Origin of the sequence: Aeromicrobium sp. (assembly GCF_023146395.1) — a bacterium.
Classification (GTDB): domain Bacteria; phylum Actinomycetota; class Actinomycetes; order Propionibacteriales; family Nocardioidaceae; genus Aeromicrobium.
In genome coordinates this window covers 44,850-70,721 of sequence record NZ_JAGLCD010000016.1, presented here as the reverse complement: position 1 = coordinate 70,721, position 25,872 = coordinate 44,850, and the positions used below count along the sequence as shown (strand labels likewise).

Genomic DNA, 25,872 nt, shown 5'->3' with positions numbered 1-25,872 from the left:
CGAGGCGGAGATGGTCACGCGCCCACGCGGTGACGGTCGAAGCACCGTCGAGTTCGTGGTCGGCGGTGCGTTCCAGCTCGGCCAGGTGGTGGGCCTTGGCGGCGTCGAGGGCGTCTTGGGCGGTCTGGATCGCGACCAGGGCGGATCGGTGGTCGGTGCTGGTGACGGCGTGCGCGGCGGTACGGAGTGCGTGCACTGTGGGCCCCGAAACCATGGTTCAAGTGTAGTCGAACAGATGTTCGACTAGCACGGGTCTGACAGGACTTTTCTGCTGTCATTGCAGGGAAATTCTGACAGGCGGTCCGGTCAGATCGGGGCGGACGGAAACCACCTTCGTCTGGTCCTTGCCGCTTGTCGGTGGTGACGGGGTGCCGTGACCTGCCGGGGTCTCGATACGGCCGCTCGCAGAGCTCGCGAGCCACTCGACCAGCAGGTGGGCGGGCGGCGGAAACCGCCTTCTTCTGGTCCGTGCTGCTTGTCCGTCACGACGGCGCGAGGTCAGCCGTCCGGGTCTCGACACTGGTCCTCGTCCCTCGGACCAACTCGACCACCGGGTGGAGTGGTGACAGTTCGAGGCAACCTGCCGGGGTCTCGCTCCCCCTAGGACTTCGTCCTGGGAGGTACCCCCACGGCCGCTCGTCCCTCGCGAGCCACTCGACCAGCGGTGGGGTCCGCACTCGACCACCGGGTGGGGTGGTGACGGTTCGAGGCAACCTGGCGGGGTCTCGATACCGCCGCTCGCAGAGCTCGCGAGCCACTCGACCAGCGGCGGGGGCCGCGCTCGCGAGCCACTCGACCGGCGGCCGCCCGGGCGGGGGTCAGGGGGTGTCGGGGCGCAGGTCCTCGTCGACCTCGACCTCGGCGGCGGCCTGCTGATCCTCGCTCCAGGTGTGCACCGCGGCCTCCTCGGCGCTGGCGCCAGCCCCGTCGATGCCGATGTCGCTCGCGAGCTGCTGCTGGTCCTCGTCCAGACCCGTGCCCTCGTCGGGCGCCACCAAGCGCCCCGACCGTTCGTCACCGGCGTACGCCTCGGTGGGGTCGTCGGACTCCATCGCGTCCAGGTCGAGCCCAGCCGGCGCATCGGACGGGGTGATCCCGGTGTTGTCCGGCACCTCCTGAGCCAGGCGCTCCTCGAAGGACTCTCCCTCCTCCTGCTCCTCGGCCGTGACGCCCGTGGCGAACACGCCGCGCGGCTTCTCGGGCGGCGAGAAGCCCTCGTCGAGCACGTCGTCGACCCCGCGGTCCACGAGGGAGTCCTCCGGCTGCATCTGTGCGTCGTTGCTCATGGCGCCTCCTGCGTGATCGAGTTCAGGGCCTAACTCGAGCCTGTCACGGCGACGGGCGTGCGCAAGGCGAGCACCGCGCTCACGAGGAAGAGCCCCGGAGCCGTCGGGGGACGGCTCCGGGGCAGATCGGTGGTCACTGCGTCAGCGCGGCGACCTCACTGCCAGACCCGGACGTAGTCGACCTGGAGCGTCGCCCGATCGACACCCTGACCCTCGGTGAAGGCGTTGTCGCCCGAGCCGAGCATCTGGGTCAGGTTCACCGTGAACGGCGTGTCGAACGGGGCCGAACCCACGAGCGGCGCCATCGGGCTGATCGTGTGATCCAGGCAGGTCGTGCCGTCGATCGAGATCGTGAGCTTCTCGGTCGTCCACTCCAGCAGGTAGGTGTGGAAGTCGGTCGGCCGGTACACGAGGCAGTCGTTGTTGGTCCGCGTGCCCCAGGGCAGCACCGAGTTGTAGTGCAACGCCGGGATCAGACGGTCGGGGAACTGCGAGTAGAACTCGACGATGTCGATCTCACCCGAGCCGGGCCACGTGCCCGTCGGGTCCTGCGGCAGCATCCAGAGCGCGGACTGCAGACCCGGACCGTTGCTCTCCGGCATCGCCGCACGGATCTCGTAGCGGCCGTAGGCCTGGGAGAACTTGCCGAAGGTCGTCACGCCCGCCGACGTGTAGCTGGTCGTGACGGGCCCGTCCAGGCGGTCGCACGTGACGGGCTCGTCCTCACGGACCGTCGAGAGCTGCAGCACACCGCCACTGACCGTGACGTTGCGGTCGCCCAGGAAGCAGTCGCCGTAGGAGAACGACGACTCGAGCGTGTCGAGCGGGTGCCACTTGGTGGTGTCGAGCGCGTCCCCGCGGAACTCGTCGACGAACGTGCAGTCCCAAGCGCTCCCGTCGGACTTGAGGACCGGTGCCCCGCAGTCCGGTCCGACGGGCTCCGGCGTCCCGTCGCCCGGGTCCGGGTCGACCGGGTCCGGGTCGACCGGCACCTGGGCCGCGTCGTACTGGGCCTGCGCATCGGCCTGCGCCGCCGCCTGGGCGATCGGGCGCGCCTCCGCGTCCGCCTGCGCCTTCGCCTGCTCGACCGCGTCGGCGTGCGCCGCCAGGACGGCCCAGTAGTAGGCCTCCCAGTGCGAGGTGGAGGTGACGGTCTTGGTCGAGGTGACGGTCTTGGTCGACGTCGCCGTGCCGTGGCCCACGAAGTCACCGACCGTGGCGGTCTCGTTGACCGTGACGGTCTCCGTGGCGGTCCAGGACTCCGTGGCCGAGATGCCGGCGGCGATCTGTGCCTCGGCGTCGGCCTGCGCCCGTGCCTTCGCGATCGGACGCGCCTCCGCGTCGGCCTGTGCCTGGGCCTCAGTGGCGGCCGCGACGTAGGCGTTCCACATCGCCCACCAGTCGGCCTCGGCCTGTGAGGCGGCGTGAGCGCTGCCGCTCGCCGTCGCCGTCGCCGTCGCCGTCGCGGAGCCGTGCCCCACGACGTCGCCGATCAGGTGCGTCTCCTCCACCGTGACGGTCTCGGTGGCCGTCCACGTGGTCGTGGCGTCATACCCCTGAGCCGCGAGATCGGCCTGCGCCTGGGCGTCAGCCTGGGCGGCTGCCTTGGCGATGGGCCGCGCCTGCGCGTCGGCCTTGGCCTGCGCCTGCTCGACCGCGGTGAACCAGGCGTTCCAGATCGCCCAGTAGCTGGCCTCCCACGCCGCCTCGGACGTGTGCGACACCGTGGCCGTCGCGGTGGCGGTGGCGGTGGCCGTGCCGTATCCGACGAACTCGCCGACCGTCGCCCACTCCTGAACCGTCACGGTCTGGGTCTGCGTGGACGTCTCGGTGGCCGTGAACAGCTCGGCCGCCGAGGCGGTGGTGGACATCCCGACCAGGGTCAGGCTGGACATCGTTGCTGCGGCGATGGATACGACGAACAGACGACATGCGCCCGCCGAACCTCGCCACCGACGGGTGGCGATCATGTGAGTCTCCCTCTCCATGGAGAGTCACGGATGCGACGGTCCGCCGCATCAACTCGGTCGCCCTCCCAAGCTCGCGAGTCAGAACTCTCCTCCTCGACCGAAAGTACCAAAGTCCGGGACCTCTGGCGAGAGGTCGCGTGATCTTGGCTGAATTGCTGTCTCGAACGGGCTCCGCCGGGTCGCCGGTCGGACGCTCAGCGGCGACACAGCAGGGCGAGCGCTCCGCCGTCGAGGGTGCGTGTCTCCGCCGTGACCAGACCGCACGCCTGCACCGTGGTCTCGAGCTTCGCGCACTGCTCGACCGACCCCAGCTGGAGGACCAGGACACCGTCCGGGGTGAGGTGCCGGCCGGCCACCTGCACGCACTCGCGCGCGAGGTCCAGGCCGTCGTCGCCGCCGTCGATCGCCCAGACCGGGTCGTCCGGGAATGCCGTCACACCGGCCGTCGGGACCCACGGCGGGTCGGCGATGACCACGGCGAAGAGCTCGTCGTCGTCGAGGGCCCGCGTCATGGGTCCGCACCGCACGTCACTGTCGACCCCGGCCGTGCGGGCGTTGGCGCGGGCCAGCTCGCAGGCATGCTCGTCCTGGTCGACCTGCACGAGGCGACGCCCCGTGCCGTGCACGGCGGCCAGTCCGATGTGGCCCGCCCCGCTGCACAGCTCCAGGACGTCGCCCACCGACAGCGACTGAAGCATCTCCCGGGCCCACCTGGCCTGAGCGATGGTCCAGGGCCGCGGCACGAGGACACGGTCGTCGAAACCGATGTCGACCGGCCCGAACGTCACCCGTCCCCGCGGCTCCCCCGCCGACGCCGGGTCGTCCACATCGAGCTCGTGCATCATCGTCCTCCTCGGTGTCGGCCCAGGGGTTCCCCCTGCACCGCAGTACATGCGCCGCGTGCTGCCGGGTACTTCCTCAGCATGGACCTCCTTGCGCACTACGTCCGCATCCACCTCACCGGCGCGGCGGCCGGGCTCGAGCTGTTCGGTCGCGGTGCCGATCTGCACGACCCCGAGGCCCGCGCCACGACGGCTCGGATCCGCCACGAGCTCGTCGAGGAACGTGACTGGCTGCGCGGCCTGGTGAAGCGACTCGGCTCGACCGAACCCACGCTGGCGCAGGTCACCGCGAAGCTCGGCGAGCGCCTCGGTCGGCTCAAGCCGAACGGCCACCTCCTGCACCGCACCCCGCTGACCGACGTGATCGACCTGGAGTCGATGCACGACGCCCTGTCCGGCAAGGTCGCCGGGTGGAAGGCGCTCCTCGAGGTCGAGGGCCTCGAGGAGGAGCGTGATGCCCTCGAGCGGCTCCTGGCCCAGGGGCAGCGACAGATCGAGCAGGTCACAGACCTCCACCGAGTGGCCGCGCGCCGCGCGTGGTCGGCCACCTAGGCCCGCGCCACCGACGCAGACGCGGCCCTGCTGGGTGCTCAACAGGGCCGCTTGCCTGCGCAGTACCCGGTCTCGGCCGGACTCATGCGCCGCGGGCCCGGCTCCTGTCCGCCGCGGCCAGATCAGGCGGACCCGCATGCCGTCACGTGGCGGCGCCGCCGTCCGGTTGCGGGGCCCTCGGACCGGTGTCAGCGTGGACCTTGGTTGAGCAGCAGCCACCGATGCACCAGCGACGTCCGGGGGGATGAACCATGGCTGCCACCGCGCACGACCAGCACCAGCTCATCGTTGACCACCTTCCACTGGCAGCACGGCTCGCGCGCGGCTACCGCGGCCGCGGGGTCGACGCCGATGACCTCGAGCAAGTGGCTCGTCTTGCCCTCGTCAAGGCCGCTGCCGGGTTCGAGGAGGAACGTGGGGCCTTCGCCGCCTTCGCCACGGCCACGATCCGCGGCGAGCTGAAACGCCACTTCCGCGACCGTGCGTGGGGCGTGCGCCCCCCGCGCCGCGTGCAGGAGCTCCAGTCACGCCTCGGCGCGGAGCACGACGGCACCGACATCACCACGGCCCAGATCGCCGACCTGTCGGGGCGTCTCGGCGTCCCCGCGAGCGAGCTCACCGAGGCCGTCGCGGCTCGCGGGTGCTTCACCCCGGACTCGATCGAGGCGGCGTACGAAGCCGGCCACGAGATGGGCTGCGTGGACGGCCGCTTCGACGTCGTCGACGGCTGGGTCACCTTCACGCGCCTGTGCCGCGACCTGCCGCGCGAGGACCGGCAGCTGTTGCAGTGGCGCTTCGTGGACGACCTGACGCAGCAGGAGATCGCCGACCAGATCGGCATCAGCCAGATGCAGGTGTCCCGCCGCATCTCGGCCCTCCTGGGACGTCTGCGGGCCGCAGCCGAGGGCCCTGGCGCCACCGAGGCGGCCTGAGCGCCCGCGACGCGAACTCATCGCTGTCAGTGGTCCCGCAGGGCCGCGATCAGCTCGTCCTTGCGCAGGTCGGAGTAGTTGCTGAGGCCGAGCTCCTTCGCGCGGCCCCGCAGGTCTTCGACGGTCCAGTCCTCGTACGAGCCTGCGCGGCCGCCCTTGGCGCCGACACTCGACTCCGAGCGGCCCTTCTGCGCCGCCGCGTTCGAGATCCGCGCCGCCTTCTCCTTCGATGCCCCGTCCTCGCGCAGCGACTCGTACATCTCGGGGTTCTTCACGCTGTTCGGGGTGTCCTTCTCCGGCATGTCAGTCCTCCTTGGCCAGTGGGGTACCCCTCCACCGACACACCACACCCCGGCACCGAGGAATCGGTGCCGGGGTGTGGTGCTCCCTCCCTCAGGACATCAGGTGAAGAGGCTGACTCCACCCGGTCCGACGAGCAGACCGACGACGATCAGGACGATGCCCCAGAGCATCTCCTTGCGCAGCAGCGCGAAGACACCGGAGACGACGAGGACGACGGCAATGATCCACAGAATGAGATCCATGATTGTGCTCCTTACGTGGGCTGGCCCTTGACATCTGGGCTGACCTATGACGTTATCGGCGCCGCCGGGAACCGCATCCTGAGCCGGATTACGGATGAGTGTCGGAGCTCGGGACCCGTACCGGGCCGGGTCTTCGCGTTTGTTCGCCCGGACCCTGGGGTACGTCGACGGAAGTTCCGAATCGTTGCCACCACATGGAGGACCTATGAAGGCGCTCACCTGGCAGGGCCGACGCGACGTCCGGGTGGAGGACGTTCCCGACCCGACGATCGAGCAGCCGAACGACATCGTCATCGACGTCACCACGACGGGCCTGTGCGGCTCAGACCTGCACCTGTACGAGACCCTCGGCGCCTTTCTCCATCCCGGCGACATCCTCGGCCACGAGCCCATGGGAGTGGTGGTCGAGAAGGGTCCCGCAGTGCCGAACCTCGAGGTGGGTGACCGCGTCGTGGTGCCGTTCCAGATCAGCTGTGGCTCGTGCTTCATGTGCGACCGCGGTCTGCACACGCAGTGCGAGACCACGCAGGTGACCGACCACGGGATGGGAGCGCAGCTGTTCGGCTACACCGACCTCTACGGCGCGGTCCCCGGTGGCCAGGCAGAGCTCCTGCGCGTGCCGCACGCCGACTTCGGTCCGCTCAAGATCGAGTCGGATCTTCCCGACGAACGATTCGTCTACCTGTCGGACGTCGTCCCGACGGCGTGGCAGTCGGTCGAGTACACGGGCGTGCAGCCCGGCGAGACGCTGCTGGTCGTCGGCCTCGGACCCATCGGCGAGATGGCCGCGCGCATCGCCCTGCACCGCGGTGTCCGCGTGCTCGGGATCGACCTGGTCGGAGCGCGGCTGCGCCGTTCGGCCCGGCTCGGAGTCGAGACGGTCGAGCTGGGCCCCGACTCCGCCGACCAGGTCCGCGACCTCACCGCCGGCCGCGGAGCCGATGCCGTGATCGACGCCGTCGGGATGGAGGCGCACGGCTCGCCCTTCGCCGAGGCGGCCCAGCGTGTCGCGGGCCTGCTTCCCGACGCCTTGGCGCAGCCGCTCATGAAGAACGCGAGCGTCGACCGTCTCTCGGCCCTGCGCCTGGCCATCGACGCCGCCCGACGCGGGGCGACGATCTCGCTGGCTGGCGTGTACGCGGGGGCGGCGGACACCCTGCCGATGCAGACCATCTTCGACAAACAGCTGACGATCCGCACGGGGCAGGCCAACGTGCGGCGCTGGCTCGACGATGCGCTGCCGCTCGCGCTCGCCGACGGCGACCCGCTGGGCCTGGAGACGTTCGCAACCCATCGCGTTCCGCTCGCCGAGGCGCCCGAGGCCTATGCGACGTTCCAGGCCAAGGAGGACGACGCGATCAAGATCGTCTTCACGCCATGACGGGCGGGGCGGCGCTCACGGGCGCTGCCGGTCGGGCAGCGCCTTGTGGGTGCCGTCGCACCACGGCGCCGAGGACGACTTCCCGCACCGGCAGATGGCACTGACGGGGCGGTGGGTGTGGTGCTGCTGGCCCTGGTCGTCCTCGACCACGAGGTCGCCGAACACCAGCATCGGGCCCCCGGGACACAGCACGATGTCCGGTCGGGCCCGGGGCCCCTCGTCGCGCCCAGCGCCGCCGCTCATGCGGCCCACCGGTCCAGGGCCCACGTGGCGAACCGGTTCTCGAGGTCGAGGCACGTGAACGCTCCGAGCACGACGTCGGCACGCGTCTCGGGCTCGTCCTCGACGAGGGTCCCGCAGATCAGGCGCACGGCGAGCTGCTCGTGGACCGCGTCGGCCTCCACGTGCTCGTCGTAGTACGCAGCCAGGGACTCCGGCAGACCCACGCGCCGGATGCCGCCAGCCATCTTGCGCGACGGCAGCGAGCTCGTGGCTTCGAACGCGGCGAGGTGCCCCGACGAGGCCCCCCGCAGACGGCGGTGCAGGCCGAACATCGACAGCGCATTGTTCTGCTCGAGCACGATGGCCGGCGCATCGTCGACGTAGGCCCCCTCGTCGGGGCGAAGTCCGGCGTCGGACATGCCGCAGGCGAACAGGTGGCGGTGCAGGCGGGCCGGGTCCCCGCCGCCGTACTCGTCGTACTGCAGCGCCGCGAGAGCTGCCTGCGCCCGCACCGGCAGGCGCGGCAGGGTGAAGGAGGTCGGGTCGGCCTCCTTCAGGTGGTAGACGCTGCGCCACCGCATCAGCTCGAGCACCTGGTCGCGCGTCGCCTCACGTCGCACGAAGCCCGCCAGCGAGGCGCCGCCGTGATCCTCGATGAGTCGCATCAGCTCGTCGGGGAACGGGTCTCCGACCTCGGTGGCGGACGCGCGTTGCCGCCACCGCTGTTCGAGCGGGCCCTCCAGCCGGCCCCGGAGGTCCAGCAGGTGCGGATCCCACTCCCGAGCGGCGTCGACGTCCTCGAAGCCGCGGAAGCTCAACTCGTAGAGCACCCACAGACTCAGCTGGAGGTCGTTCTCGTCAGCGGGCGGGACGTCGTCCCACTGTGGGCGCGCGGCGCCGTGCAACGCATCGACCACGGCCGCGCTCAGCGGCCCCCGGGCCTTCGGCGTCAGCACGCCGGACCCCACGTCACGATCTGCATGGAGCGGGAGTACCCCGCCGGCGCACCCCCGAACCGGTCGGTGCCATCAGAGCTTCGCCTCGTCGAGGTCGTCGCCCACCTTGCCCCGCCAGATCGTCGCGGCGAGGGCGAGGAGAGCGCCGATGAGCCCAACACCGGTGAAGATCACGGTGCGCCCGGTCTCCTCGTCGCCCCCGATGGCGAGGCCGATCACCGCGACGGCGACCATCACGGCGGCGACACCGAGCAGGACCAGGTAGCGGCGCGTGGTGCGGCGCACCAGCGACCTGCGACGCGTCTGCGGCACCGGCGGCGGGTCCTTAGGAGTGCCGTCGGGACGTATCCCGGACGGCGGGTGGCGCTTGACGGCCTCCACGTCGCTCGGGTCGTGGGCACCGGGATTCGTGCTCGGCACGATCGTCCTCCTTCGTCGATTTCTGCAGATCACTCGCGCAGGACGCCGAGCGCGTCGGCGACCTCGTGCAGGTGCCGAGCCATCGTGCGCCCCGTGTCCTCGGACCACTCGTGTCCCTCGGCCGTCTCGGCGTACTCCGGCCCGGGGCCGGGCCCGCGGTTCCAGTACGTCCAGGCCTGACCGGGGATCGTGAAGCCGATGTCGACCAAGCCCCCACTGATCTCGCTGATCACGTGGTGCGCCCCGTCCTCGTTGCCCGTCACGACGACGCCGGCGACCTTGCCGTACGCGAGGGGCCGCCCGTCGCTGCGGGTCTCGGAGATCATGGCGTCGAGGCGTTCGAGCATCTGCTGGGCGTAGGACGACGGCCGGCCGACCCACGTGGGGGTGGCGACCACGAGGATCTCGGCGTCGACGATCGCGTCGTGGACGCGGGGCCACTCGTCGCCGTCGCCGCCCTGCGTGACCACCCCGTGGTCGATCGCGAGGTCGGCGAGACGGAACTGCTGGACCGAGACACCACGGTGGCGCAGCTCCTCGAGCACCACCTCTGCGAGGTCACCGGTGTTCGAGGGGTCCGGCGAGGCCTTGAGGGTCGCGTTGACCAGAACTGCCTTCATGTCTGCTCCTGCGAGATCGGGCCGGTCAGAAGACGGGCTTGCCGCCCGTGACGCCGAGCACCGTGCCGGAGACGTAGCTCGCGGTCTGCTCCGAGGCCAGGAACACGAACGCGGGCGCCACCTCGGCCGGCTGACCGGCGCGCCCGAGCGGGGTGTCGGAACCGAACTGCTCGAGCTTCTCCGGCGGCTGCGTGGCGGGTTGGAGGGGGGTCCAGATCGGCCCCGGCGCGACGGCGTTCACCCGGATCCCCTGCGGTCCGAGCTGGGCCGCGAGGTTCACCGTCATGTTGTTGATCGCCGCCTTGGTGGCCGCGTAGTCGATCAGCGAGGTCGACGGCTCGTACGCCTGGATCGAGGTGTTGTTGACGATCGTCCCGCGACGCTCACGCAGGGCCGGCGCCGCGGCCCGGGTCAACCAGACCAGCGCGTAGAGGTTGGTCTTGAACGTCGAGTCGAGCGACTCGTCGGTGATCTCCTCGATGCCGCTCTCCCGGGCCATCTGGAAGCCGGCATTGTTGACGAGCACGTCGAGCCCGCCGAGCTCCTCCACCGTGCGGCGCACGACCGCGTCGCACTGCTCGCGCTCACGCAGGTCGGTCTCGATCGGCACGATCGTCCGGCCGGTGTCGGCCGTCGCGGCGACCGTGGCGTCGGCGTCGGCCCGCTCACCGTCCTGGTACGTGAAGGCGACATCGGCGCCCTCCCGGGCGAAAGCGAGCACGACGGCGCGACCAATCCCCGAGTCGCCACCGGTGACGAGGGCCCTGCGTCCCTCCAGGCGGCCCGCTCCGACGTAGGAGCTCTCGCCGTGATCGGGCTGCGGCCGCATCGGCCCGGTGAGGCCGGGCGGGTCCTGCTGCTGGGCGGGGAATCCGTCACTCATGGGGGGCCTCCGGGTCGGTGGTCTGGGGGCCGGCCGGGACACCGGGCAGCGGCTCCTGGGGGACGTCGTCGGGATCGACGGGGGCGGGCTCGGGCGTCAGCGTCATGAGGGCTCCTCGGGGACGGGCAAGATCGTCTCCCCGGTTCGTACCCCCGGGACCCGAGGCCATGCATGCCGCGCGGCACCGGCCCGCCTGGCGGCTGACGTCGGCGCCTCGGTCCCTCACATCCTGAGTACACTCAGCATGTGTCCACCGACTCTCTGTCCGCCGAGGAGTACCGGCGCGAGCTCGCCGCCCTCAACCGGGTCCGCCGACGGGTCGCCGCGCTCGGCTTCCTCACGGTCATCGGACACGGCGTCATCGCCCTGCCGGTCGTGGCCCACCACGTCGAGGCGCAGGGCCGCACCAGCGACGCCGTCATCCTGCTCGTCGTGACGGCCTTCGTCACGACCGTGGCCATCGCCGTGACGCGACTCATCCTGGGCCACCGGCCCATGACCCCGCTCTGGGCGCTGGCCCCGGTGGCGGTGCCGCTGGTCGCCGCCTGGTGGATCTGGGGCTGACCCCGGACACTCCGCGACGGCGGCGCTCAGCCGTCGGGCGACGCCTCGGCTGCGCCGATGATGGCGCGCAGCAGCGCGTTCGCCCGAGTCAGGTCCTCGACCGACATCCCCAGTCGCGCCAGCATCTGCTCCGGCACGGCGAGCGCCTCGCGGCGCAGCCCGACGCCCCGCGGGGTCAGCGAGACCTCAAGCGCACGCTGGTCGCGCGTCGACCGAGTGCGCTCGACGAGGCCCGCGTGCTCGAGCCGGCGCACGAGGGGTGACACCGTGCCGGGCTCGAGGTGCAGCAGGCGCGCGAGGTCGGTGATGCTGGCCCGGTCGTGCTGCCACAGCGCCAGCATGACCAGGTACTGCGGATGCGTCAGCCCGAGGGGCTGGAGCACCGCCCCGTAGGCGGCGACGACGCTGCGCGCGGCGACCGCGAGGCCGAAGCAGATCTGCTCCTCGAGCGCGAGGGGGTCTGGCCGGTCGTCCTCCACGCGCCCGATCGTAGCCACGGCGGCCCGCCCCGTCGCGGCCAGGCGGAGCCGTCTCACCCTTGCCTCCTGATGTGATGTGACTCACACTCAAAGGACACGACCCGGGAGGCCGATGTCTGATGCGCGTCAAGGACGTCCTGACCAGCAAGGGATCCGCGACGGTCCACACGATCGAGCCCGGCGCCACCGTCGCCGAGCTCCTGGACCGGCTCGCCGAGCACGACGTGGGTGCACTCGTCGTCAGCCATGACGGCACCCACGTCGCCGGCATCGTCTCGGAGCGCGACGTCGTGCGCAAGCTGCGGGGCGTCGACGACCCCGGGAGCGCGACCGTCGACGCGATCATGGTCGCCGAGGTCGTCACGTGCGGCCTGGACGACTCGGCCGACGACCTGATGGCACTTATGACGCGCCGCCGCGTGCGCCACGTCCCGGTGGTGGCGGGCGGCGAGCTCGTCGGGCTGCTCAGCGTCGGCGACGCCGTCAAGCAGCGCATGGACGCCCTCGAGTTCGAGCGTGACCAGCTGAGCTCCTACGTGCAAGGCTGATCCCCGACCGCGACGTGTCCTGTCGCGGTGCCCTGCAGGTTCCGCTCGGAAGGTCGCCCCGTGAGTCACGCACCCCGTGAGCCTCGGGTCACGATCCCGGAGTCGGAGATCTCGTGGCGCTTCAGCCGGTCGGGCGGTCCGGGCGGCCAGCACGTCAACACGAGCGACACCCGCGTCGAGCTCATCTGGTCGCTGGAGTCGACCCAGGCCCTGACGCGGGAGCAGCGTGAGCGCGCGCTGACGGCGCTGCGCAGCCGCCTCGTCGACGGACGCATCACCGTGGTCTCGTCGCAGTACCGCTCGCAGCTGCGCAACCGTGACGCGGCACGGGTGCGGCTGGAGCAGCTCGTGGCCCGCGCGATCGTGCCGCCGCGACCGCGGCGCGCCACGAAGCCCTCCCGCGGCTCGCAGGTGCGGCGGCTCGACGCCAAGAAGCGGCGCGGCGACCTCAAGCGCGGACGTGGCGGCGGCTGGGACTGAGTCCCGCCGCGCGGCTGGCGCCGCACGTCACGGGACGGCCGGGGCCCCCGACCACACGGCGTGGCCCTCGGCCGTCATCCCCTGGTACCGGGACTGTCCCCACTGCGGGGCACGATCCTTGTCGACCAGCACGGCCCGCACCCCCTCGACGAAGTCCGGGGTCCGCATCGCGCCCTCCGCGGCCCGCAGCTCCAGGTCGAGGCACTCCCGCAACGACAGGTCGGCGCCGCGGCGGAGCAGGTCGAGCGTGAGGTCGAGGCTCTGACGGGACGCCGACTCCAGCACCTCGATCGTCGCGTCGGCCCAGGCGGTGCCCTCGCCGCGCAGCGCGTCGAGGATCGCGTCGACCGAGTCGGCGTCGAAGGTCCGGTCGATCTGCGCGCGCCGGGCCACGAGCTCCGACTCGCCCGCCGCGGTGGTCAGCTCGGCCAGCACGAGCTCGACGGGGCGATCGTCGGCGGCCAGTCGGTCCGCGACCGCCCCGAGGCCGGCCGACGGCACGTGGTGCGTGGCCAGGCCGATCCCCACGGCGTCGGCCGCCGAGACCCGGGCCCCGGTGAGCCCGAGATAGGTCCCGATCTCCCCGGGCAGGCGCGGCAGGAAGTGCGTCGCGCCGACGTCGGGGAAGAAGCCGATCGACGTCTCGGGCATCGCCAGGACCGCCGCGTCACCCACCACGCGGAAGGCGCCGTGCACCGAGAGGCCCAGCCCTCCGCCCATGCAGATGCCGTCCACGAGCGCCACGACCGGGGCCCGCGATGCGGCCAGCAGGTGGTTGACGCGGTACTCCGTCGCGAAGAACTCCAGACTCGCCGACTCCGCGCCGTCGAGCGTGTTCTGCCGCACCTGCCGGATGTCGCCTCCGGCGCAGAAGGCGCGCTCGCTCGTGCTCGAGATCGTGATGGCGCGCAGCGGCTCGTCGACCCAGGCCAGGAGCACGCGCTCCAGCTCCTGGACCATCGGCAGGGTCAGCGCGTTGAGGGATCGCGGGCGGTCCAGGACGATCCGCCCCACCGATCCGTCGAGGCTCGCCTCGACCCCGGTCGTCACGGTCGTGCTGGCGGCGGTTCCGTCGGCGTGGCTCATCCCGTCATCCTGACAGGCCCCCCTCGGGCAGCCCTCGGCCCGCTGGGAGGATCTCCTCATGACGGAGGCGTTCTACCGGCAGACCGACCAGACCACCACGGCCGATGGCCGGACGCTCGAGACCTTCGCGTCGAGCCATCACACCGCCAGCCCGTGGGGCGCCGAGATCCAGCACGGTGGCCCGGTGGCCGCCCTCCTGGTCAGGGCCATGGAGCGGCTCGACCCCCGCGAGCGAACCCGCATCACGCGCGTCTGCGTCGACATCCTCGGCGCCGTCCCGGTCTCCGACGTGCGAGTCAGCGCCCACACCCTCCGGCCAGGGCGCCGCGTCGAACAGCTGGCCGCGACCCTGGAGGCACGGCTCCCGGACGGCACCTGGCGCACCGCGGCCCGGGCCACGGCCTGGCGGCTCGCGACCCAGCCGACCGGCGACGTCGCCCGGTGCGCCGACACCCCGCTCGGACCGCGCGAGAGCGATGTCGACGGGCTGGCCGGTTTCCCGGTCCCGGAGTCCTGGCACCCCGGCGGCTTCGTGGCCGCGGCCACGTGGGAGGCCGTCCATCTCGGCACGGCTCCCGGCGAGCCCACGACGGCCTGGGTCCGCCTCGACGTGGATCTCGTCCAGGACGAGACCACGTCGGGCCTGGCGCAGCTCATCGCGATCGCCGACGCCGCCAACGGCCTCGGCGCGCGGCTCGACACAACCCGGTTCTCCTACCTCAACACCGACCTGACCCTGCAGGTGCACGGCGAGCCGGTCGGCCCCTGGTTCGGCATGGCCGCGGAGACCTCCGTGGGGGCCGACGGAGTGGGCATGGCCGACGCCGTGCTCCACGGCGCGGACGGGCCGATCGGCCGCGTGACCCAGAACCTCCTGGTCGAGCGCCGACCCACCCCCTCCTGACCGGGTTGCTCTCGCGAGAGAGTTTGTGTGTACACAGGAGAGACTTTGTTGGCGCACGGTCTCTCTTGACCACCAACAAACTCTCTCCTGACCACCAACAAACTCTCTCGCGAGCGGCACGGGGAGTGGGGGAGGCGGAGATGGGGAAGGCCCCCGGTCCGGAGTTAGCGGCGGTGCCGCTCTCCGGGCCGGGGGCCCTCACACACTCCGCCAGGAGGTGCGTGATCCCTGCGTCAGTCGACCTGGATGACGCCGCCCTCGGGGACGAACGCCCCGGCCTCGACCGACCACACGCCGGTCTCGAACCCGCTCAGGCCCGTGAGCTTGTCGGGCGTGCTGACCCACGAGATGCCCTCGAGGAACATCGGCGAGGTGTAGTCGAGGTTGCGCGCGGCCTCGATCAGGCTGGCCCGCGTCAGGCCGTCCTCGGACTCCGCGGCCTGCTCGATCGTCGCGATGAGCATGTCGGCCATGGCCCAGCCGGCGGCGGTGACGGCGTCGGTCGACGACGCGACGTCCTTGGTCTGCTCGGCGTACTCCTGCAGGCCCTCGTCGTCCGCGGCACCCGGATCGTTCGCGTTCTTCAGGAAGAGCGGGACGACCGCACCCGCGCCGGCCTCGCCGACCGCCGACCACTCCGCCTTGTTGGCGCAGTTGGCGGGCAGGATCACGTACTTCGGCTCGTAGCCGAGGCGAGCCATGGCGCCGTTGAGCGGTGCGCACGTGCCCGTGAGGCCCACGTGGTAGACCACGTCGACTCCGGCCTCCTTGAGCTGCGTGGCCGCCGCCGTCGGATCCGTGGCCGGGACCTCGGCCGCGATCTCGACACCGGCCTCCTCGGCCACCTCGTTGAAGCTCTCGGCGTTGATCTCACCGCTCGCGGTCTGGTTGACGGCCAGGCCGAGGGTGTAGTCCTCGTCGCCCATCTTCTTCTGGATCGCCTGCAGGACGAAGTCGGCCTCGCGGCTGGACTCCGGCAGGAACTGCACGGTCCAGGGGTAGTCGTCGATGTTGTACGTCAGCGGGTTGGAGGCGCTGGGGTAGAGCATCGGGACGCAGGCGGCGTTCTGCTCGTCGGCCATGGCCGCGACCTGCCCGCCACCGAAGGTCGTGACGACGTCGACCTCGTCGTTCTGGATCAGGTCGACCGCGTTGGACTTGGCCTTGTCGGGCGCGAACGCGTCGTCCTTGTAGACGACCTCGATCTTCTGGCCGTCGAGCCCGCCGGCGTCGTTGTACGCCTTGATGCGGGCGTCGTAGCCGGCCGTGCTGATCGCGGCGGGGCCGGCGACGGGACCGGAGAGCGGCAGGCTGTACCCGACCTTGATGTCACCGGTGATCTCCGCGGTGGCGGCCGCCGGATCGGTGCAGTCGTCGACGCTGTAGAAGCCGTCCGAATCCGATCCCGCCGAGTCGTCACTCGACCCCTGCGAACACCCGCTCAGCACCAGGACTGCGGCGACGGCACCTGCTGGGATCACCCGACCCAGACGACGGTAGCTGCTCATGATTGACCTCTCGGTGGTGGGAAGCCGCGTCGCAGCGCGGGGCGCCGAGATCGCGGACTGAGTGACACGCGTCACTACAACTAACGGTGGGACTCTACGAAGCAGAGTGACTCGCCGTCAAGCCCTCGTCCGAACTATTCCTGGAAAACAAGGACGAACGGCCGATTACTTCACTTATCAAAGTGACTCGGCTACAGTCCCCGGCATGACTGACACCGGCCGCCACCCCCACGTCCAGCTCCTCGACCGCATCATCGCGGCGGCCGAGGCCGGCGACGCCACCGACCTGTTCTCGATCTACGCCGACGACGCGGTGATCTGGCACAACCACGACAACCGCGTGCAGACCGTGGCCGAGAACGCCGTGGTGCTCGAGAAGATGCACACCTGGGTACGCGACCGCTCCTACGACGATCGCCGCATCCAGCTGTTCGACGGCGGCGTCGTGCAGCAGCACGTCCTGCGCGGCGTGCACATCCGTTCCGGCGAGCCCGTCGAGCTGCACGCGTGCGTCGTGGTGCAGGTCAACGACGAGGGCCGCATCTCGCGCCTCGACGAGTACCTGGACTCCCGCCAGGCCGCGGCGATGCGTCCCTGAGACCGCAGCCCCTCAGACCGCCGGGGCGGGGCCGCCCTCGCCCCGGCACCACGACGACGCCCACCGAGCCCCGAAGGCTCGGTGGGCGTCGTCGTGCGCCGCACGGCGGGTCAGTCGCGGGCGACCACGAAGCTCACGGTCGTGGCGGTGCTGCCGCCGAAGTTGAGCGTGGCGAAGTGCTCGGCCCCCTCGACCTGGTAGGCCCCGGCGGTTCCACTGACCTGCTTGGTCGCGTCGAGCAGCATGCGGACGCCACTGGCTCCGACCGGGTGGCCGCCGCCGATCAGCCCACCGCTGGGATTGATCGGCAACGTCCCCCCGATCTGGGTCTCACCGTTCTCGATCGCCTTCCAGGACGCCCCGGGCTCGGTCAGGCCGAGGTGGTCGATCGCCAGGTACTCGCTGGCCGAGAAGCAGTCGTGCGTCTCGAGCCCGTCGAGGGAGTCCAGGTCGATGCCGGCGCGGCCGAAGGCGTCCAGCACCGTCTGGCGCAGGTGCGGCATGACGTAGTCGTCGTCGGCGCTGCGCTCCAGCTTCTGGGCCAGGCCCGTGCCGACGGCGCGGTGACCCCAGCCCGCGAGCCGCCCGAGGGGCTTCACGTGCGGGTGGGCCGCCAGGTACGCGTCGGTCACCAGCACGAGTCCCGCACCGCCGTCGGTGATCTGGCTGCAGTCGAAGCGTCGCAGGACACCCTCGACCGGCGGGTTGACGGTGTCGTCGCCGCCGGCGGCCAGCAGGTCCGGGATGTCCCAGCCCCGCGTCTGGGCGTTGGGGTTGACCTTGGCGTTGGCGAAGTTCTTCGCCGAGATCGCGTGCAGGTGCCTCAGGTCGAGGCCGTAGCGGCGGTCGTACTCCTCGGCGATCTTGGAGAACATGTAGGGCCACATGAACGTGGCGTCCTGGCCCTCGTGGCCGATCCAGGCGGCGGCGCCGAGGTACTCCGCGGCCTTGTCGCCGGGGACCGACTTCTGCAGCTCGACGCCGACGACGAGCGCGGCGTCGTAGTGCCCGGCCTGCAGGTCGGACATCGCGCTCAGGAGCGCGATGCTGCCGGAGGCGCACGCGGCCTCGTGCCGCGACGACGGCAGGCCCCACAGCTCCTCCCGGACCGTGGCCGGCATCGTGCCGAGGTGGCCCTGGCCCGTGAAGAGCTGGCCGAAGGCGTTGCCCACGTGCACGACACCGATCGTGGTCGGGTCCACGCCCGAGCTCGCGAGCGTGGCGTCGACGACCTCGGAGGTGAGATCGGCGAAGTCCTTGCCCTCGCGCACCCAGTTGCGCGCGAAGTCCGTCTGGTGACCCCCCAGGATCCACACGTTGGAAGCGGACATACGAACCTCACTCACGCCGGGGACGGCTCCGGGAGACCCGTCCAATGTGTGCTACATGTAACAGAGTAACTCCGTGGCGCCCCGATGACAACGGGTCGCGTCAGGTCCAGCTCGGCGTGACGACCGGACGCACGTGGAGGCCGGGCGCCACCGCCACGACCCACGGGACCGCGTTCACGACTGATGCGCCCACCGCGTACGGCTCGGCCGGCATGCGGCTCGTGTCGTCCGGATGCTTCTCCAGCTCCACGTCGACCCGGACGCCGGGGTGTCCCGTCAGGTGCAGCTGCCACAGCGGCGGCTCGTCGGTGTCGAGGTGGGTCGTCTCGAGGTACCAGTGGATCGAGAGGGTGATGCGCCGGGCGCCGTCGCTGACCCCGTGCCACCGCCAGTTGAAGTGACTGACCGTGCCGGCGGCGACCGTGCCCGCCTTGACCTCGAGGTCGCGCTCGGCCAGGTGGAGCACGTGATCGGGCTCGATCGTGTCGAGCGCCAGGCCCAGGTGCTGGGCCGTCGCCGCCACGACCTCGGCGAACATCCCGTGGAGCGCGACGTCCGGTCCGTCCGTTCGACCCTCGAGCTGCGCAGGGGTCTGCCCGAAGCCCAGGACGCCGAAGAGGTACTCCGGGTCGCGCACGGCCCGGCTGTCGGCGTGCTCGACGATCTCGACGTGGTCGAGCCGGCCGACGAGCCCGCTAGCCACGACGGCAAGCTGCTCGGCGGCAAAGCCCGGGTTGAGACCCGCCGCCACGAGCGAGGAGGAGCCTCGCGAGCACGCCTCGCGCAGAGCGGCCGCACGCGGACCCTCGAGGTGCTCGGGATGGCTGTACCCGTTGATCGAGACGACGTTGATGCCCGCCTCGAGCAGCGCGATGATCTCAGCGTCGTGGCTGCCGTACGTGCCGATGCGGCCGGCGTGCACGACGACGTCGGGCCGCAGGTCGAGGATCGCCTGCGGGTCGCGGGTCGAGCGCACGCCGGTGGCGGGTCGGCCCGCCATCTCGCCGACGTCCAGCCCGGCCTTCGACTCGCTGTAGACGTGGACGCCCACGACGTCGACGCCCGGGTGGTCGAGCATCATGCGCAGGCACGCCGTGCCCATCGCGCCCGTCGCCCACTGCACCACGCGGTACGTCATGCGCCACCTCCGGGTAGAGCGTCCTCCTGGGCGAAGCCCTCCACCACGACCGCCGTCGCGACGCCGAGCGCCCCCGGGATCACGAGCAGGCCGTGGCCGCCGCGACGACCGAGCAGCTCCATCGCGTGCGCCAGGAGCATGCCGCCGCTGGCGCCGAGCGGGTGACCGACCGCGACCGCACCGCCCTGGACGTTGATGACGTCGTCGCCGAGCCCGAGCTCACGGGCCACCAGCAACGGCGTGACCGAGAACGACTCGTTGACCTCGGCCACGACGAGATCGTCGGCCTCGATGCCGGCCCGGGACAACGCCGTGCGTGCGGCCGTGATCGTGCCGTCCAGCCCCGGCGACCGGACGGCCGCGTGGGCCCACGCCACGATCCGCCCGATCGGGGCGCGACCGAGTGTCTGCTCCAGGTCGGCCGAGCCGAGCAGCGCGGCGCTGGCCCCGTCGCACATCTGCGGTGCCGTCGCCACGGTGTGCAGACCGCCGGCCGGGCGGACGAATCCGGCGAAGCGTTCCTCGACGCGCGACCACAAGGGGTCGTCGGCGAAGAGGGCCGGCAGGGCGGCGAGGCTCTCGGCCGTGACACCGTCCCGGGCGCCCTCGTCGCGCTCGAGGAGCGTCTCGCCCCCGGAGGTCACGGGGACGACGCAGCGCCAGTCGGCCGCAGCGGCGCGCGCGTGCGAGCGCACGGCCCACGCGTCCAGCTCGGCGCGGGTGAAGCCGTGCTTCGCGGCGGTCGCGTCCGCCGAGACGCCGATCGTCACGAAGCCGGTCGCGCTGCCGAGGTCGTCCTCGAGCGCGAAGGCGGGGCGGTCGGCCATCATCGGCGTGCGGGACATCGACTCGGCGCCGCCGACCACGACCGCCCCGGCCATGCCGGTGCGCACCTGAGCGGCCCCGCTCGCGATCGCGTCCAGACCCGAGCAGCACAGGCGCGACACGACGCCGGCCGGCGTCTCGTCGGGCCAGCCCGCTCGCATGACCGCGACGCGGGCGAGGTCGCCCGCCTGCTCACCGACCGTCGTGCTGACGCCCATCACGACGTCGTCGACGACCTTCGCCGGAAGTCCGCGCCGCGTCAGCTCGACCAGGAGCTGGGCCAGCAGGTCGTAGGGCGGGACGCCGGCGAGCGTGCCGCCGTCGCGCCGCACGCGAGCCCGCGGGGTGCGGATGGCGTCGTAGACGAACGCCTCGGCCGTCATCGGCCGGCCCCCGGGTCGGCGGCGGGCTCGGGATCGGACGCGCGGGTCCCGAGCAACCCGCCGTCACGGCCTTCCGGCCGGCGTGCCTCGATCCGGACGAACTTGGCGATGACCCGGCCCAGCCCGCCCGCGATGCCGTCGGGCGCCACGAAGACGACCGCGATGAGCACGATCGCGAACAGGACCGCCGAGAACTGACCGCCGCCGAGGTCGGAGGTGTAGTACGGCAGGAACACCACGATCAGGCCACCGAGGATCGGGCCGAGCATCGTGCGCTCGCCGCCCACGACCAGGCCGATCAGCAGCGTGATGCCAGCCAGGACCGTGAACGAGCCCTCCGCGAAGAGGCTGCCGATGTACATCGCGAAGAGGCTGCCGGCCAGGCCCGTGATGGCGCCCGAGACCGCGAAGCTGAAGATCTTGACGGTCGCGATGTTGACCCCCGAGGCCGCCGCGGCGATCTCGTTCTGGCGCACCGCGTTCATCGCCATGCCGTAACGACCCGTGATGACGTTGCGCAGCACCACGAACGCCAGCACCAGGCAGACGATCGTGAGCCAGTAGAGCCACTGGTCCTTCTCACCGAGGGTGAAGCCCGACCACTCCGGCGGCCGCAGCAGCGTGCGGCGGATCGTGAGTCCTTCGGCACCGCCGGTCAGGTCGCCCAGGCGCGCCACGATCTCGGGGAAGGCCACGCCGAGCGCCAGCGTCACGATCGCCAGGTAGAGACCGCGGATGCGCAGGGCCGGAATGCCCACGAGCAGACCCAGCACGAAGCAGATGGCCATCGCGACCGGGATCGTCGAGAGGGCGGTCTGGTTGTAGCTCACGACGAGCACGCCGGTCGTGTACGCGCCCAGGCCGAGGAAGGCCGAGTGCCCCACGGACAGCAGCCCGACGTACCCGGTGGTGAAGTTGAGGCCGAGGATCGCGATCGCGAAGATCGCGGCACGGGTCAGCTGACCCTGCTCGAACGGCTGGAGCGTGCCGCCCCAGGCGACGAAGCCGGCGGCGAGCACGAGGCACACCGCCACGATGCCGCGGTAGCGACCCGTGCCCCGCAAGATCACGAGGGGTCCGCGCCGGCCCGAGCCCTCAGGCGCCTCGCCGGACGGGCGCGCTGCGGAGGTCTTGTCGATCAGGGTGCTCATCACACACGCTCCAGACGCTTGCTGCCGAACAGTCCGCTGGGGCGCAGCCCCAGGACGGCGACGACCACGACGAGCGCGACCGTCAGGGAGATCGATCCGCCGAGGGCCGATCCGTAGCCGTTGATCATGGCCAGGCCGACGCCGAGCGACAGGCCACCCACGACCGCGCCCTTGATGCTGTCGAGCCCGCCGAGGATCGCGGCGACCGTGCCGAAGATCAGCATGTGGAACATGCCCGGGAGGCCGAGCTGGCCCGGCGGCAGGATCGGCACGAGGATCGCCGCGGCGACCGCACCGATCGCGCCGGCCAGGCCCCAGCTGATCATGAAGACGCGTCCGACCTTGATGCCGCAGAGTCCCGCCGACTCCTGGTTGGTCGCGACGGCCCGCATCTGCAGCCCGAGGTTGGTGCGGCTCATGAGCAACGTGATGCCGCCCACGATGGCGACCAGCGCGCCCATGACGAACAGGGAGTCGTAGAACAGCCGCGCCCCGGCGATCTCCAGGAAGGAGTCGACCGACACCGGCACCAGGCGGGGGTAGACCTTGTCGGCGGAGCCCCAGATCGTGCCGGAGAGCCCGTTGAGTCCGGTGAAGAGGGCCAACCCCACGATCAGGACTGCTGCCTCGTCGCGGCGCCGCACCGGGCGCACGAGGAAGCGCTCGGCCGCCGCGCACAGCACGAAGCCGATCACGACCGCGGGGATCAGGGTCACCCAGATGTTCCAGCCGCGTTCGGTGAGCCACCAGGAGACATAGGTCGTGAACAGGGCGAACTCGCCCTGCGCGAAGTTGATCGTGGCCGAGCTGCGGAACACGATCACCAACGTCAGCGCGATCATCGCGTAGATCGATCCGGCGGTCATGCCGGCGAACAGACGGGTCAGGAAGATGTCCATCGTGTCGTCGTTCCCTTCGTGTTCTCAGTAGCCGAGGTAGACGCGGCGGATGGATTCGCTCTGCTCGAAGTCGCGAGCGTCGCCGGACTCGACGACCTCACCGACCTCGAGCAGGTAGACGGAGGACGCGATCTTCATCGCGAGGGCGGCGTTCTGCTCGACCAGGAGCAGCGCCGTGCCCATCTCGGCGTTGATCTGCGCGATGGTCTCGAACAGCTCCTGCACGATGCGCGGGGCGAGTCCGAGGCTGATCTCGTCGCACAGCAGCAGACGGGGCCGGCTCATCAGGGCCCGGGCGATCGCGAGCATCTGCTGTTCACCGCCCGACAGGGTGCCGGCCGGCTGCTCGTGCCGCTCGGCCAGGCGGGGGAACGTCGTGAACCAGCGCTCGATGTCCTCCTCGACGCCCGCCCGGTCGCGGCGGCTCACGGCCCCGGCCCGCAGGTTGTCGACGACCGAGAGGGCCGACATCGTGCCGCGGCCCTGCGGGACGAGGCTGACGCCGTGCCCGACCATCTTGTCGGGCCGCGAGTTGCGGACGGCCTGACCGTCGATCAGCAGCTCGCCCGAGAAGGGCAGCAGCCCGGCGAGCGCGCGCATCAGGGTCGTCTTGCCGGCGCCGTTGGCGCCCAGCACGACCGCGACCTGGCCGGGGGCGACCTCGACGTCGACGTCGCGCAGCACCATCGCCTGGCCGTAGCCGGCCGAGAGTCCCTTCGCCTGCAGCAGCGGGGCGCTCATGCCGCGGTCCCGAGGTAGGCCGCGACCACGGCTGGGTCGCGCTTGACCTCGTCGGGGGTGCCGTCGGCGATCGTGCGGCCGAACTCCATCGCGACGACGTGGTCGCAGATGCGCATGACCATGCCCATGTGGTGCTCGACCAGCAGGGCGCTGAAGCCGAGCTCGCGGCGCAGGCCCAGGATCAGGTCGCCGAGCTCGTCGACCTCGGAGTGCGTGAGGCCGCCGGCCGGTTCGTCGAGCAGCAGCAGGGACGGACGGCTGATGAGGGCCCGGGCCAGCTCGACCCGCTTCAGCGTGCCGAAGGGCAGGCCGGCGGCCTGGTGCGAGGCGAGGTCGGCGATGCCGAGGTGGTCGAGCAGGTCCCACGCGTCGCGCTCGACCTGCTTGGCCGCCTTGCGCGTCGCGGGCCAGCCGATCGCCGAGGCGAGCAGACCGGGGGTCGCCGTGCTGTGCGCGCCCACGATGGTGTTCTCCAGCACGGTCTGCTGGGGCCAGAGGGCGAGGTTCTGGAACGTGCGCGCGATGCCGTGGCCGACGACGCGGTGGCGCGGGACCGTCAGCAGATCGGTGTCGCCATACGTGATCGTGCCCGAGTCCGGCTGGTAGATGCGGGTGATGCAGTTGAAGATCGACGTCTTGCCGGCACCGTTGGGCCCGATCAGACCGCAGATCTCGTCAGGGCCGACCGTGAAGCCGACCGCGTCGAGGGCGCGGATGCCCCCGAATGTCAGGGCCACGTCCGAGACGTTGAGCATGGCGATGTCCGTTCCTGGTCGCGTGAGGTGGGTCACTACAACTAATAGTGTGACTCTAGGGAGGATCGCATCGCTACGTCAAGCAGAGTGAGAACGTTCATCGGTCCGTCCTGCCGTGACAAGGTGCGCGTCGGCGCCCGCGCGGGTTACCGTTCGCCCGAGGGAGATCACGTGGCGCCGCCGAATTGGGAGATTCGGAGACGCCCTTGACCCGTGCTGACGGCACGGGCTCGGCCGCGGACCCTCCCCCAGGGAGGGAGACGTCATGCGCATGCTGACGGAGATGGTGGGCCACGCCGTGGCCCTGAGCCTGGCCGCGGGCCTGCTCGTGGTCGACGTCGTGGCAACGGGCCCGAGCGCGGCGACGACAGCGACGGTCCCGCACGAGGTGCGTCTGGACCGGACGGCAGGTCCGGCGCCGGGAACACTCACGATCACGTGGTCCGGCGTCGACGGCGCGCGGACCTACCGGACGACCGCGACACCCGTCGCCGGGGGCGATCCCGTCACGGCCTGGTCGACCTTGACGTCGACCACCCTCAGGGGCCTGGCGGACAACGTGACCTACGGCGTCACGGTGCAGGCCTGGAACGACGCCGGATGGTCAGGGGCCTCGCTCCCCGTCCGCGCGACGACGCTGGGCTCCGGCTCGCAGTACACCTTCCAGGACACCCCCCTCCTGCACCCGTTCGCCTGGGAGATCGCGTGGCTGGCCTCGACCGGCATCACCACCGGCTACGACGACGGCACCTTCCGCCCCACCGGCCTGGCACGGCGCGAGCAGATCGCCGCCTTCTTCTACCGCCTCGCCGGGCGACCCGAGGTCACCCTGCCCTCGACCTCACCCTTCACCGACGTCCCCACCACCGCGCACTTCTACCGCGAGATCGTCTGGCTCGCCTCGACCGGCATCACCACCGGCTACGACGACGGCACCTTCCGCCCCACCGGCATCGCCCAGCGCGAGCAGATCGCCGCCTTCCTCTACCGCCGAGCCAGCCAGCCTGAGACCACCCGGCCCGAGACCCCGCCTCCGATCCCGGAAGGGCCGTGCGGCGTCAGGATCGTCAAGCCGGACGGCACGCCGTGGACCTGCACGTTCGCCGACGACTTCACCGGAACGACGCTGGACCGGTCGAAGTGGCTGCCCCTGGAGACGGCGCAGTCCGGGTACTCCATCGGCAACGACTGCTACCTCGACTCCCCCGAGAACATCGCGGTCGGCTCGGGGACGCTCAAGCTCACCGCGCGCACCGTCGATCCCATGACGTGCCAGAGCCCGATCGGGGACTACCCGTCCGAGCACACGGCGGGGTCGGTCTCGACCTGGGCGCTGTTCAGTCAGACCTACGGGCGCTTCGAGATGCGGGCCAAGATGCCGTCGGTCACGGCGCCCGGGACCCACTCCGCGTTCTGGCTCTATCCCCAGCATCCTGGGACGTACGGCGCCTTCCCGTACTCGGGGGAGATCGACATCGTCGAGTACTTCTCGTCCTGGCCTGATCGAGGCATCCCGATGCTGCACTACGGCCCCTCCGAGAACGGCGCGGCCCGCACCAACCATCACTGCATGATCGCCGACCCGACGCAGTTCCACGCGTACACCGCCGAGTGGTCCAGGACGGGCATCACCATCCTGTACGACGGTCAGGTGTGCCTCACACACACCTGGGAGGAGGTCGCAGGAACGCCGCTCGGCGCCCCCTTCGATCAGCCGTTCACCCTGACCCTGACCCAGGGTGTCGGCACGGTGGGGAACCTCCCGTCGAGCGCGACAGCCTTCCCCGCCACGATGGAGATCGATTACGTGCGGGTCTGGTCGTAGCCCCACCACGCCCGGCGACTCTCTCAGCCGGACCGCCCTCCGCCCGCG

The 25,872-nt window shown here is 71.2% G+C and carries 29 protein-coding genes and 1 pseudogene; 9 read left to right on the top strand and 21 right to left on the bottom strand.

The annotated features are described in order from the left end of the window. From KAG51_RS11915 to KAG51_RS11900, 4 genes and pseudogenes are all read right to left on the bottom strand, one after another. A pseudogene (locus tag KAG51_RS11915) lies at positions 1–214 on the bottom strand (HNH endonuclease); the annotation flags it as partial. Positions 215–818: 604 nt separating this feature from the next. Continuing rightward, the gene (locus KAG51_RS11910) at positions 819–1,286 is read right to left on the bottom strand and encodes a DUF5709 domain-containing protein (RefSeq protein WP_290583935.1); all 468 of its coding nucleotides are present in this window, start codon (positions 1,284–1,286) and stop codon (positions 819–821) included. 155 nt (positions 1,287–1,441) lie between these two features. Continuing rightward, the gene (locus KAG51_RS11905) at positions 1,442–3,157 is read right to left on the bottom strand and encodes a glycoside hydrolase family 16 protein (protein ID WP_290583933.1); all 1,716 of its coding nucleotides are present in this window, start codon (positions 3,155–3,157) and stop codon (positions 1,442–1,444) included. 293 nt (positions 3,158–3,450) lie between these two features. Beyond that, complete coding sequence (locus tag KAG51_RS11900; protein WP_290583931.1) at positions 3,451–4,098, bottom strand: class I SAM-dependent methyltransferase; 648 nt, start codon at positions 4,096–4,098, stop codon at positions 3,451–3,453. An 81-nt stretch (positions 4,099–4,179) separates the two neighbouring features. Here KAG51_RS11900 and KAG51_RS11895 point away from each other — a divergent pair, with 81 nt between their 5' ends. Both KAG51_RS11895 and KAG51_RS11890 read left to right on the top strand, forming a co-directional pair. Then, entirely contained in the window at positions 4,180–4,650 is a 471-nt protein-coding gene (locus KAG51_RS11895) for a hypothetical protein (protein WP_290583929.1), read from the top strand. 251 nt (positions 4,651–4,901) lie between these two features. Continuing rightward, positions 4,902–5,582: a sigma-70 family RNA polymerase sigma factor gene (locus KAG51_RS11890; RefSeq protein ID WP_290583927.1), complete on the top strand. Its 681-nt coding sequence runs from the start codon at positions 4,902–4,904 to the stop codon at positions 5,580–5,582. Positions 5,583–5,608: 26 nt separating this feature from the next. On the opposite strand, the gene KAG51_RS11885 is transcribed toward KAG51_RS11890, so the two are convergent. Continuing rightward, positions 5,609–5,884 carry a Rho termination factor N-terminal domain-containing protein gene (locus KAG51_RS11885; RefSeq protein ID WP_290583925.1) on the bottom strand — a complete coding sequence of 92 codons (276 nt, stop codon included), beginning with the start codon at positions 5,882–5,884 and terminating at the stop codon, positions 5,609–5,611. Between the two features lie 99 nt (positions 5,885–5,983). Beyond that, the gene (locus KAG51_RS11880) at positions 5,984–6,127 is read right to left on the bottom strand and encodes a GPGG-motif small membrane protein (RefSeq protein WP_290583923.1); all 144 of its coding nucleotides are present in this window, start codon (positions 6,125–6,127) and stop codon (positions 5,984–5,986) included. A gap of 205 nt (positions 6,128–6,332) precedes the next feature. Here KAG51_RS11880 and KAG51_RS11875 point away from each other — a divergent pair, with 205 nt between their 5' ends. Next, positions 6,333–7,508 (top strand): alcohol dehydrogenase catalytic domain-containing protein, encoded by a 1,176-nt coding sequence (locus KAG51_RS11875; protein WP_290583921.1) that lies wholly within the window; start codon positions 6,333–6,335, stop codon positions 7,506–7,508. Positions 7,509–7,523: 15 nt separating this feature from the next. Here KAG51_RS11875 and KAG51_RS11870 read toward each other — a convergent pair whose 3' ends face one another. From KAG51_RS11870 to KAG51_RS11850, 5 genes are all read right to left on the bottom strand, one after another. Continuing rightward, positions 7,524–7,751 carry a CDGSH iron-sulfur domain-containing protein gene (locus tag KAG51_RS11870; protein ID WP_290583919.1) on the bottom strand — a complete coding sequence of 76 codons (228 nt, stop codon included), beginning with the start codon at positions 7,749–7,751 and terminating at the stop codon, positions 7,524–7,526. Further along, positions 7,748–8,686, bottom strand: a complete 939-nt coding sequence (locus KAG51_RS11865) for an iron-containing redox enzyme family protein (protein WP_290583917.1) — start codon at positions 8,684–8,686, stop codon at positions 7,748–7,750. The genes KAG51_RS11870 and KAG51_RS11865 overlap by 4 nt, the downstream gene beginning before the upstream one ends. 72 nt (positions 8,687–8,758) lie before the next feature. Next, positions 8,759–9,106, bottom strand: coding sequence for a hypothetical protein (locus tag KAG51_RS11860; protein WP_290583915.1), 348 nt, complete (start codon positions 9,104–9,106; stop codon positions 8,759–8,761). 29 nt (positions 9,107–9,135) lie between these two features. Next, positions 9,136–9,726 carry a flavodoxin family protein gene (locus KAG51_RS11855; protein WP_290583913.1) on the bottom strand — a complete coding sequence of 197 codons (591 nt, stop codon included), beginning with the start codon at positions 9,724–9,726 and terminating at the stop codon, positions 9,136–9,138. 25 nt (positions 9,727–9,751) lie between these two features. Next, entirely contained in the window at positions 9,752–10,609 is an 858-nt protein-coding gene (locus tag KAG51_RS11850) for an SDR family oxidoreductase (RefSeq protein ID WP_290583911.1), read from the bottom strand. Positions 10,610–10,855: 246 nt separating this feature from the next. Here KAG51_RS11850 and KAG51_RS11845 point away from each other — a divergent pair, with 246 nt between their 5' ends. After that, positions 10,856–11,173 carry a hypothetical protein gene (locus tag KAG51_RS11845; RefSeq protein WP_290583909.1) on the top strand — a complete coding sequence of 106 codons (318 nt, stop codon included), beginning with the start codon at positions 10,856–10,858 and terminating at the stop codon, positions 11,171–11,173. A 26-nt stretch (positions 11,174–11,199) separates the two neighbouring features. On the opposite strand, the gene KAG51_RS11840 is transcribed toward KAG51_RS11845, so the two are convergent. Continuing rightward, entirely contained in the window at positions 11,200–11,652 is a 453-nt protein-coding gene (locus KAG51_RS11840) for a MarR family transcriptional regulator (protein WP_290583907.1), read from the bottom strand. Positions 11,653–11,771: 119 nt separating this feature from the next. Between KAG51_RS11840 and KAG51_RS11835 the strand changes: the two genes are divergently transcribed. Next, a complete protein-coding gene (locus tag KAG51_RS11835) occupies positions 11,772–12,200 on the top strand; it encodes a CBS domain-containing protein (protein WP_290583905.1) in 429 nt (142 codons plus the stop codon). A gap of 60 nt (positions 12,201–12,260) precedes the next feature. Next, on the top strand, positions 12,261–12,680 hold the full coding sequence (gene arfB, locus KAG51_RS11830; protein WP_290583903.1) for an alternative ribosome rescue aminoacyl-tRNA hydrolase ArfB: 420 nt from the start codon (positions 12,261–12,263) through the stop codon (positions 12,678–12,680). A gap of 27 nt (positions 12,681–12,707) precedes the next feature. On the opposite strand, the gene KAG51_RS11825 is transcribed toward arfB, so the two are convergent. Continuing rightward, on the bottom strand, positions 12,708–13,766 hold the full coding sequence (locus KAG51_RS11825) for an enoyl-CoA hydratase/isomerase family protein (RefSeq protein WP_290583901.1): 1,059 nt from the start codon (positions 13,764–13,766) through the stop codon (positions 12,708–12,710). A gap of 58 nt (positions 13,767–13,824) precedes the next feature. Here KAG51_RS11825 and KAG51_RS11820 point away from each other — a divergent pair, with 58 nt between their 5' ends. Then, positions 13,825–14,670: a thioesterase family protein gene (locus KAG51_RS11820; RefSeq protein WP_290583899.1), complete on the top strand. Its 846-nt coding sequence runs from the start codon at positions 13,825–13,827 to the stop codon at positions 14,668–14,670. A 233-nt stretch (positions 14,671–14,903) separates the two neighbouring features. On the opposite strand, the gene KAG51_RS11815 is transcribed toward KAG51_RS11820, so the two are convergent. After that, positions 14,904–16,178, bottom strand: a complete 1,275-nt coding sequence (locus KAG51_RS11815) for an ABC transporter substrate-binding protein (protein WP_290583897.1) — start codon at positions 16,176–16,178, stop codon at positions 14,904–14,906. Positions 16,179–16,383: 205 nt separating this feature from the next. On the opposite strand from KAG51_RS11815, the gene KAG51_RS11810 reads away from it, so the two are divergent. Next, complete coding sequence (locus tag KAG51_RS11810) at positions 16,384–16,776, top strand: nuclear transport factor 2 family protein (protein ID WP_290583895.1); 393 nt, start codon at positions 16,384–16,386, stop codon at positions 16,774–16,776. A 110-nt stretch (positions 16,777–16,886) separates the two neighbouring features. On the opposite strand, the gene KAG51_RS11805 is transcribed toward KAG51_RS11810, so the two are convergent. The 7 genes from KAG51_RS11805 to KAG51_RS11775 all read right to left on the bottom strand — a co-directional run bounded on the left by KAG51_RS11805 (position 16,887) and on the right by KAG51_RS11775 (position 24,035). Further along, a complete protein-coding gene (locus KAG51_RS11805) occupies positions 16,887–18,107 on the bottom strand; it encodes an acetyl-CoA acetyltransferase (RefSeq protein ID WP_290583893.1) in 1,221 nt (406 codons plus the stop codon). A gap of 100 nt (positions 18,108–18,207) precedes the next feature. Further along, entirely contained in the window at positions 18,208–19,245 is a 1,038-nt protein-coding gene (locus KAG51_RS11800) for a hypothetical protein (protein ID WP_290583891.1), read from the bottom strand. Then, positions 19,242–20,453: a thiolase family protein gene (locus KAG51_RS11795; RefSeq protein WP_290583889.1), complete on the bottom strand. Its 1,212-nt coding sequence runs from the start codon at positions 20,451–20,453 to the stop codon at positions 19,242–19,244. Before KAG51_RS11795 ends, KAG51_RS11800 begins: the two co-directional genes overlap by 4 nt. Continuing rightward, positions 20,450–21,604 carry a branched-chain amino acid ABC transporter permease gene (locus KAG51_RS11790; RefSeq protein WP_290583887.1) on the bottom strand — a complete coding sequence of 385 codons (1,155 nt, stop codon included), beginning with the start codon at positions 21,602–21,604 and terminating at the stop codon, positions 20,450–20,452. The genes KAG51_RS11795 and KAG51_RS11790 overlap by 4 nt, the downstream gene beginning before the upstream one ends. After that, the gene (locus KAG51_RS11785) at positions 21,604–22,503 is read right to left on the bottom strand and encodes a branched-chain amino acid ABC transporter permease (protein ID WP_290583885.1); all 900 of its coding nucleotides are present in this window, start codon (positions 22,501–22,503) and stop codon (positions 21,604–21,606) included. Before KAG51_RS11785 ends, KAG51_RS11790 begins: the two co-directional genes overlap by 1 nt. Positions 22,504–22,527: 24 nt before the next feature. Beyond that, on the bottom strand, positions 22,528–23,244 hold the full coding sequence (locus KAG51_RS11780; protein ID WP_290583883.1) for an ABC transporter ATP-binding protein: 717 nt from the start codon (positions 23,242–23,244) through the stop codon (positions 22,528–22,530). After that, the gene (locus KAG51_RS11775) at positions 23,241–24,035 is read right to left on the bottom strand and encodes an ABC transporter ATP-binding protein (protein ID WP_290583881.1); all 795 of its coding nucleotides are present in this window, start codon (positions 24,033–24,035) and stop codon (positions 23,241–23,243) included. The genes KAG51_RS11780 and KAG51_RS11775 overlap by 4 nt, the downstream gene beginning before the upstream one ends. Positions 24,036–24,264: 229 nt before the next feature. Here KAG51_RS11775 and KAG51_RS11770 point away from each other — a divergent pair, with 229 nt between their 5' ends. Further along, on the top strand, positions 24,265–25,824 hold the full coding sequence (locus tag KAG51_RS11770) for an S-layer homology domain-containing protein (RefSeq protein ID WP_290583879.1): 1,560 nt from the start codon (positions 24,265–24,267) through the stop codon (positions 25,822–25,824). The last annotated feature ends 48 nt before the right edge of the window (positions 25,825–25,872 follow it).

What these genes read in the sequence shown, in the direction of transcription:
- KAG51_RS11910 (WP_290583935.1), bottom strand. Translation starts at nt 1,286, where the DNA reads ATGAGCAACGACGCACAGATGCAGCCGGAGGACTCCCTCGTGGACCGC.
- KAG51_RS11905 (WP_290583933.1), bottom strand. Translation starts at nt 3,157, where the DNA reads ATGTCCACCACCGCCTCGGCGGCCGAGCTGTTCACGGCCACCGAGACG.
- KAG51_RS11900 (WP_290583931.1), bottom strand. Translation starts at nt 4,098, where the DNA reads ATGCACGAGCTCGATGTGGACGACCCGGCGTCGGCGGGGGAGCCGCGG.
- KAG51_RS11895 (WP_290583929.1), top strand. Translation starts at nt 4,180, where the DNA reads ATGGACCTCCTTGCGCACTACGTCCGCATCCACCTCACCGGCGCGGCG.
- KAG51_RS11890 (WP_290583927.1), top strand. Translation starts at nt 4,902, where the DNA reads ATGGCTGCCACCGCGCACGACCAGCACCAGCTCATCGTTGACCACCTT.
- KAG51_RS11885 (WP_290583925.1), bottom strand. Translation starts at nt 5,884, where the DNA reads ATGCCGGAGAAGGACACCCCGAACAGCGTGAAGAACCCCGAGATGTAC.
- KAG51_RS11880 (WP_290583923.1), bottom strand. Translation starts at nt 6,127, where the DNA reads ATGGATCTCATTCTGTGGATCATTGCCGTCGTCCTCGTCGTCTCCGGT.
- KAG51_RS11875 (WP_290583921.1), top strand. Translation starts at nt 6,333, where the DNA reads ATGAAGGCGCTCACCTGGCAGGGCCGACGCGACGTCCGGGTGGAGGAC.
- KAG51_RS11870 (WP_290583919.1), bottom strand. Translation starts at nt 7,751, where the DNA reads ATGAGCGGCGGCGCTGGGCGCGACGAGGGGCCCCGGGCCCGACCGGAC.
- KAG51_RS11855 (WP_290583913.1), bottom strand. Translation starts at nt 9,726, where the DNA reads ATGAAGGCAGTTCTGGTCAACGCGACCCTCAAGGCCTCGCCGGACCCC.
- KAG51_RS11850 (WP_290583911.1), bottom strand. Translation starts at nt 10,609, where the DNA reads ATGAGTGACGGATTCCCCGCCCAGCAGCAGGACCCGCCCGGCCTCACC.
- KAG51_RS11835 (WP_290583905.1), top strand. Translation starts at nt 11,772, where the DNA reads ATGCGCGTCAAGGACGTCCTGACCAGCAAGGGATCCGCGACGGTCCAC.
- KAG51_RS11825 (WP_290583901.1), bottom strand. Translation starts at nt 13,766, where the DNA reads ATGAGCCACGCCGACGGAACCGCCGCCAGCACGACCGTGACGACCGGG.
- KAG51_RS11820 (WP_290583899.1), top strand. Translation starts at nt 13,825, where the DNA reads ATGACGGAGGCGTTCTACCGGCAGACCGACCAGACCACCACGGCCGAT.
- KAG51_RS11815 (WP_290583897.1), bottom strand. Translation starts at nt 16,178, where the DNA reads ATGAGCAGCTACCGTCGTCTGGGTCGGGTGATCCCAGCAGGTGCCGTC.
- KAG51_RS11810 (WP_290583895.1), top strand. Translation starts at nt 16,384, where the DNA reads ATGACTGACACCGGCCGCCACCCCCACGTCCAGCTCCTCGACCGCATC.
- KAG51_RS11805 (WP_290583893.1), bottom strand. Translation starts at nt 18,107, where the DNA reads ATGTCCGCTTCCAACGTGTGGATCCTGGGGGGTCACCAGACGGACTTC.
- KAG51_RS11800 (WP_290583891.1), bottom strand. Translation starts at nt 19,245, where the DNA reads ATGACGTACCGCGTGGTGCAGTGGGCGACGGGCGCGATGGGCACGGCG.
- KAG51_RS11795 (WP_290583889.1), bottom strand. Translation starts at nt 20,453, where the DNA reads ATGACGGCCGAGGCGTTCGTCTACGACGCCATCCGCACCCCGCGGGCT.
- KAG51_RS11790 (WP_290583887.1), bottom strand. Translation starts at nt 21,604, where the DNA reads ATGAGCACCCTGATCGACAAGACCTCCGCAGCGCGCCCGTCCGGCGAG.
- KAG51_RS11785 (WP_290583885.1), bottom strand. Translation starts at nt 22,503, where the DNA reads ATGGACATCTTCCTGACCCGTCTGTTCGCCGGCATGACCGCCGGATCG.
- KAG51_RS11780 (WP_290583883.1), bottom strand. Translation starts at nt 23,244, where the DNA reads ATGAGCGCCCCGCTGCTGCAGGCGAAGGGACTCTCGGCCGGCTACGGC.
- KAG51_RS11770 (WP_290583879.1), top strand. Translation starts at nt 24,265, where the DNA reads ATGCGCATGCTGACGGAGATGGTGGGCCACGCCGTGGCCCTGAGCCTG.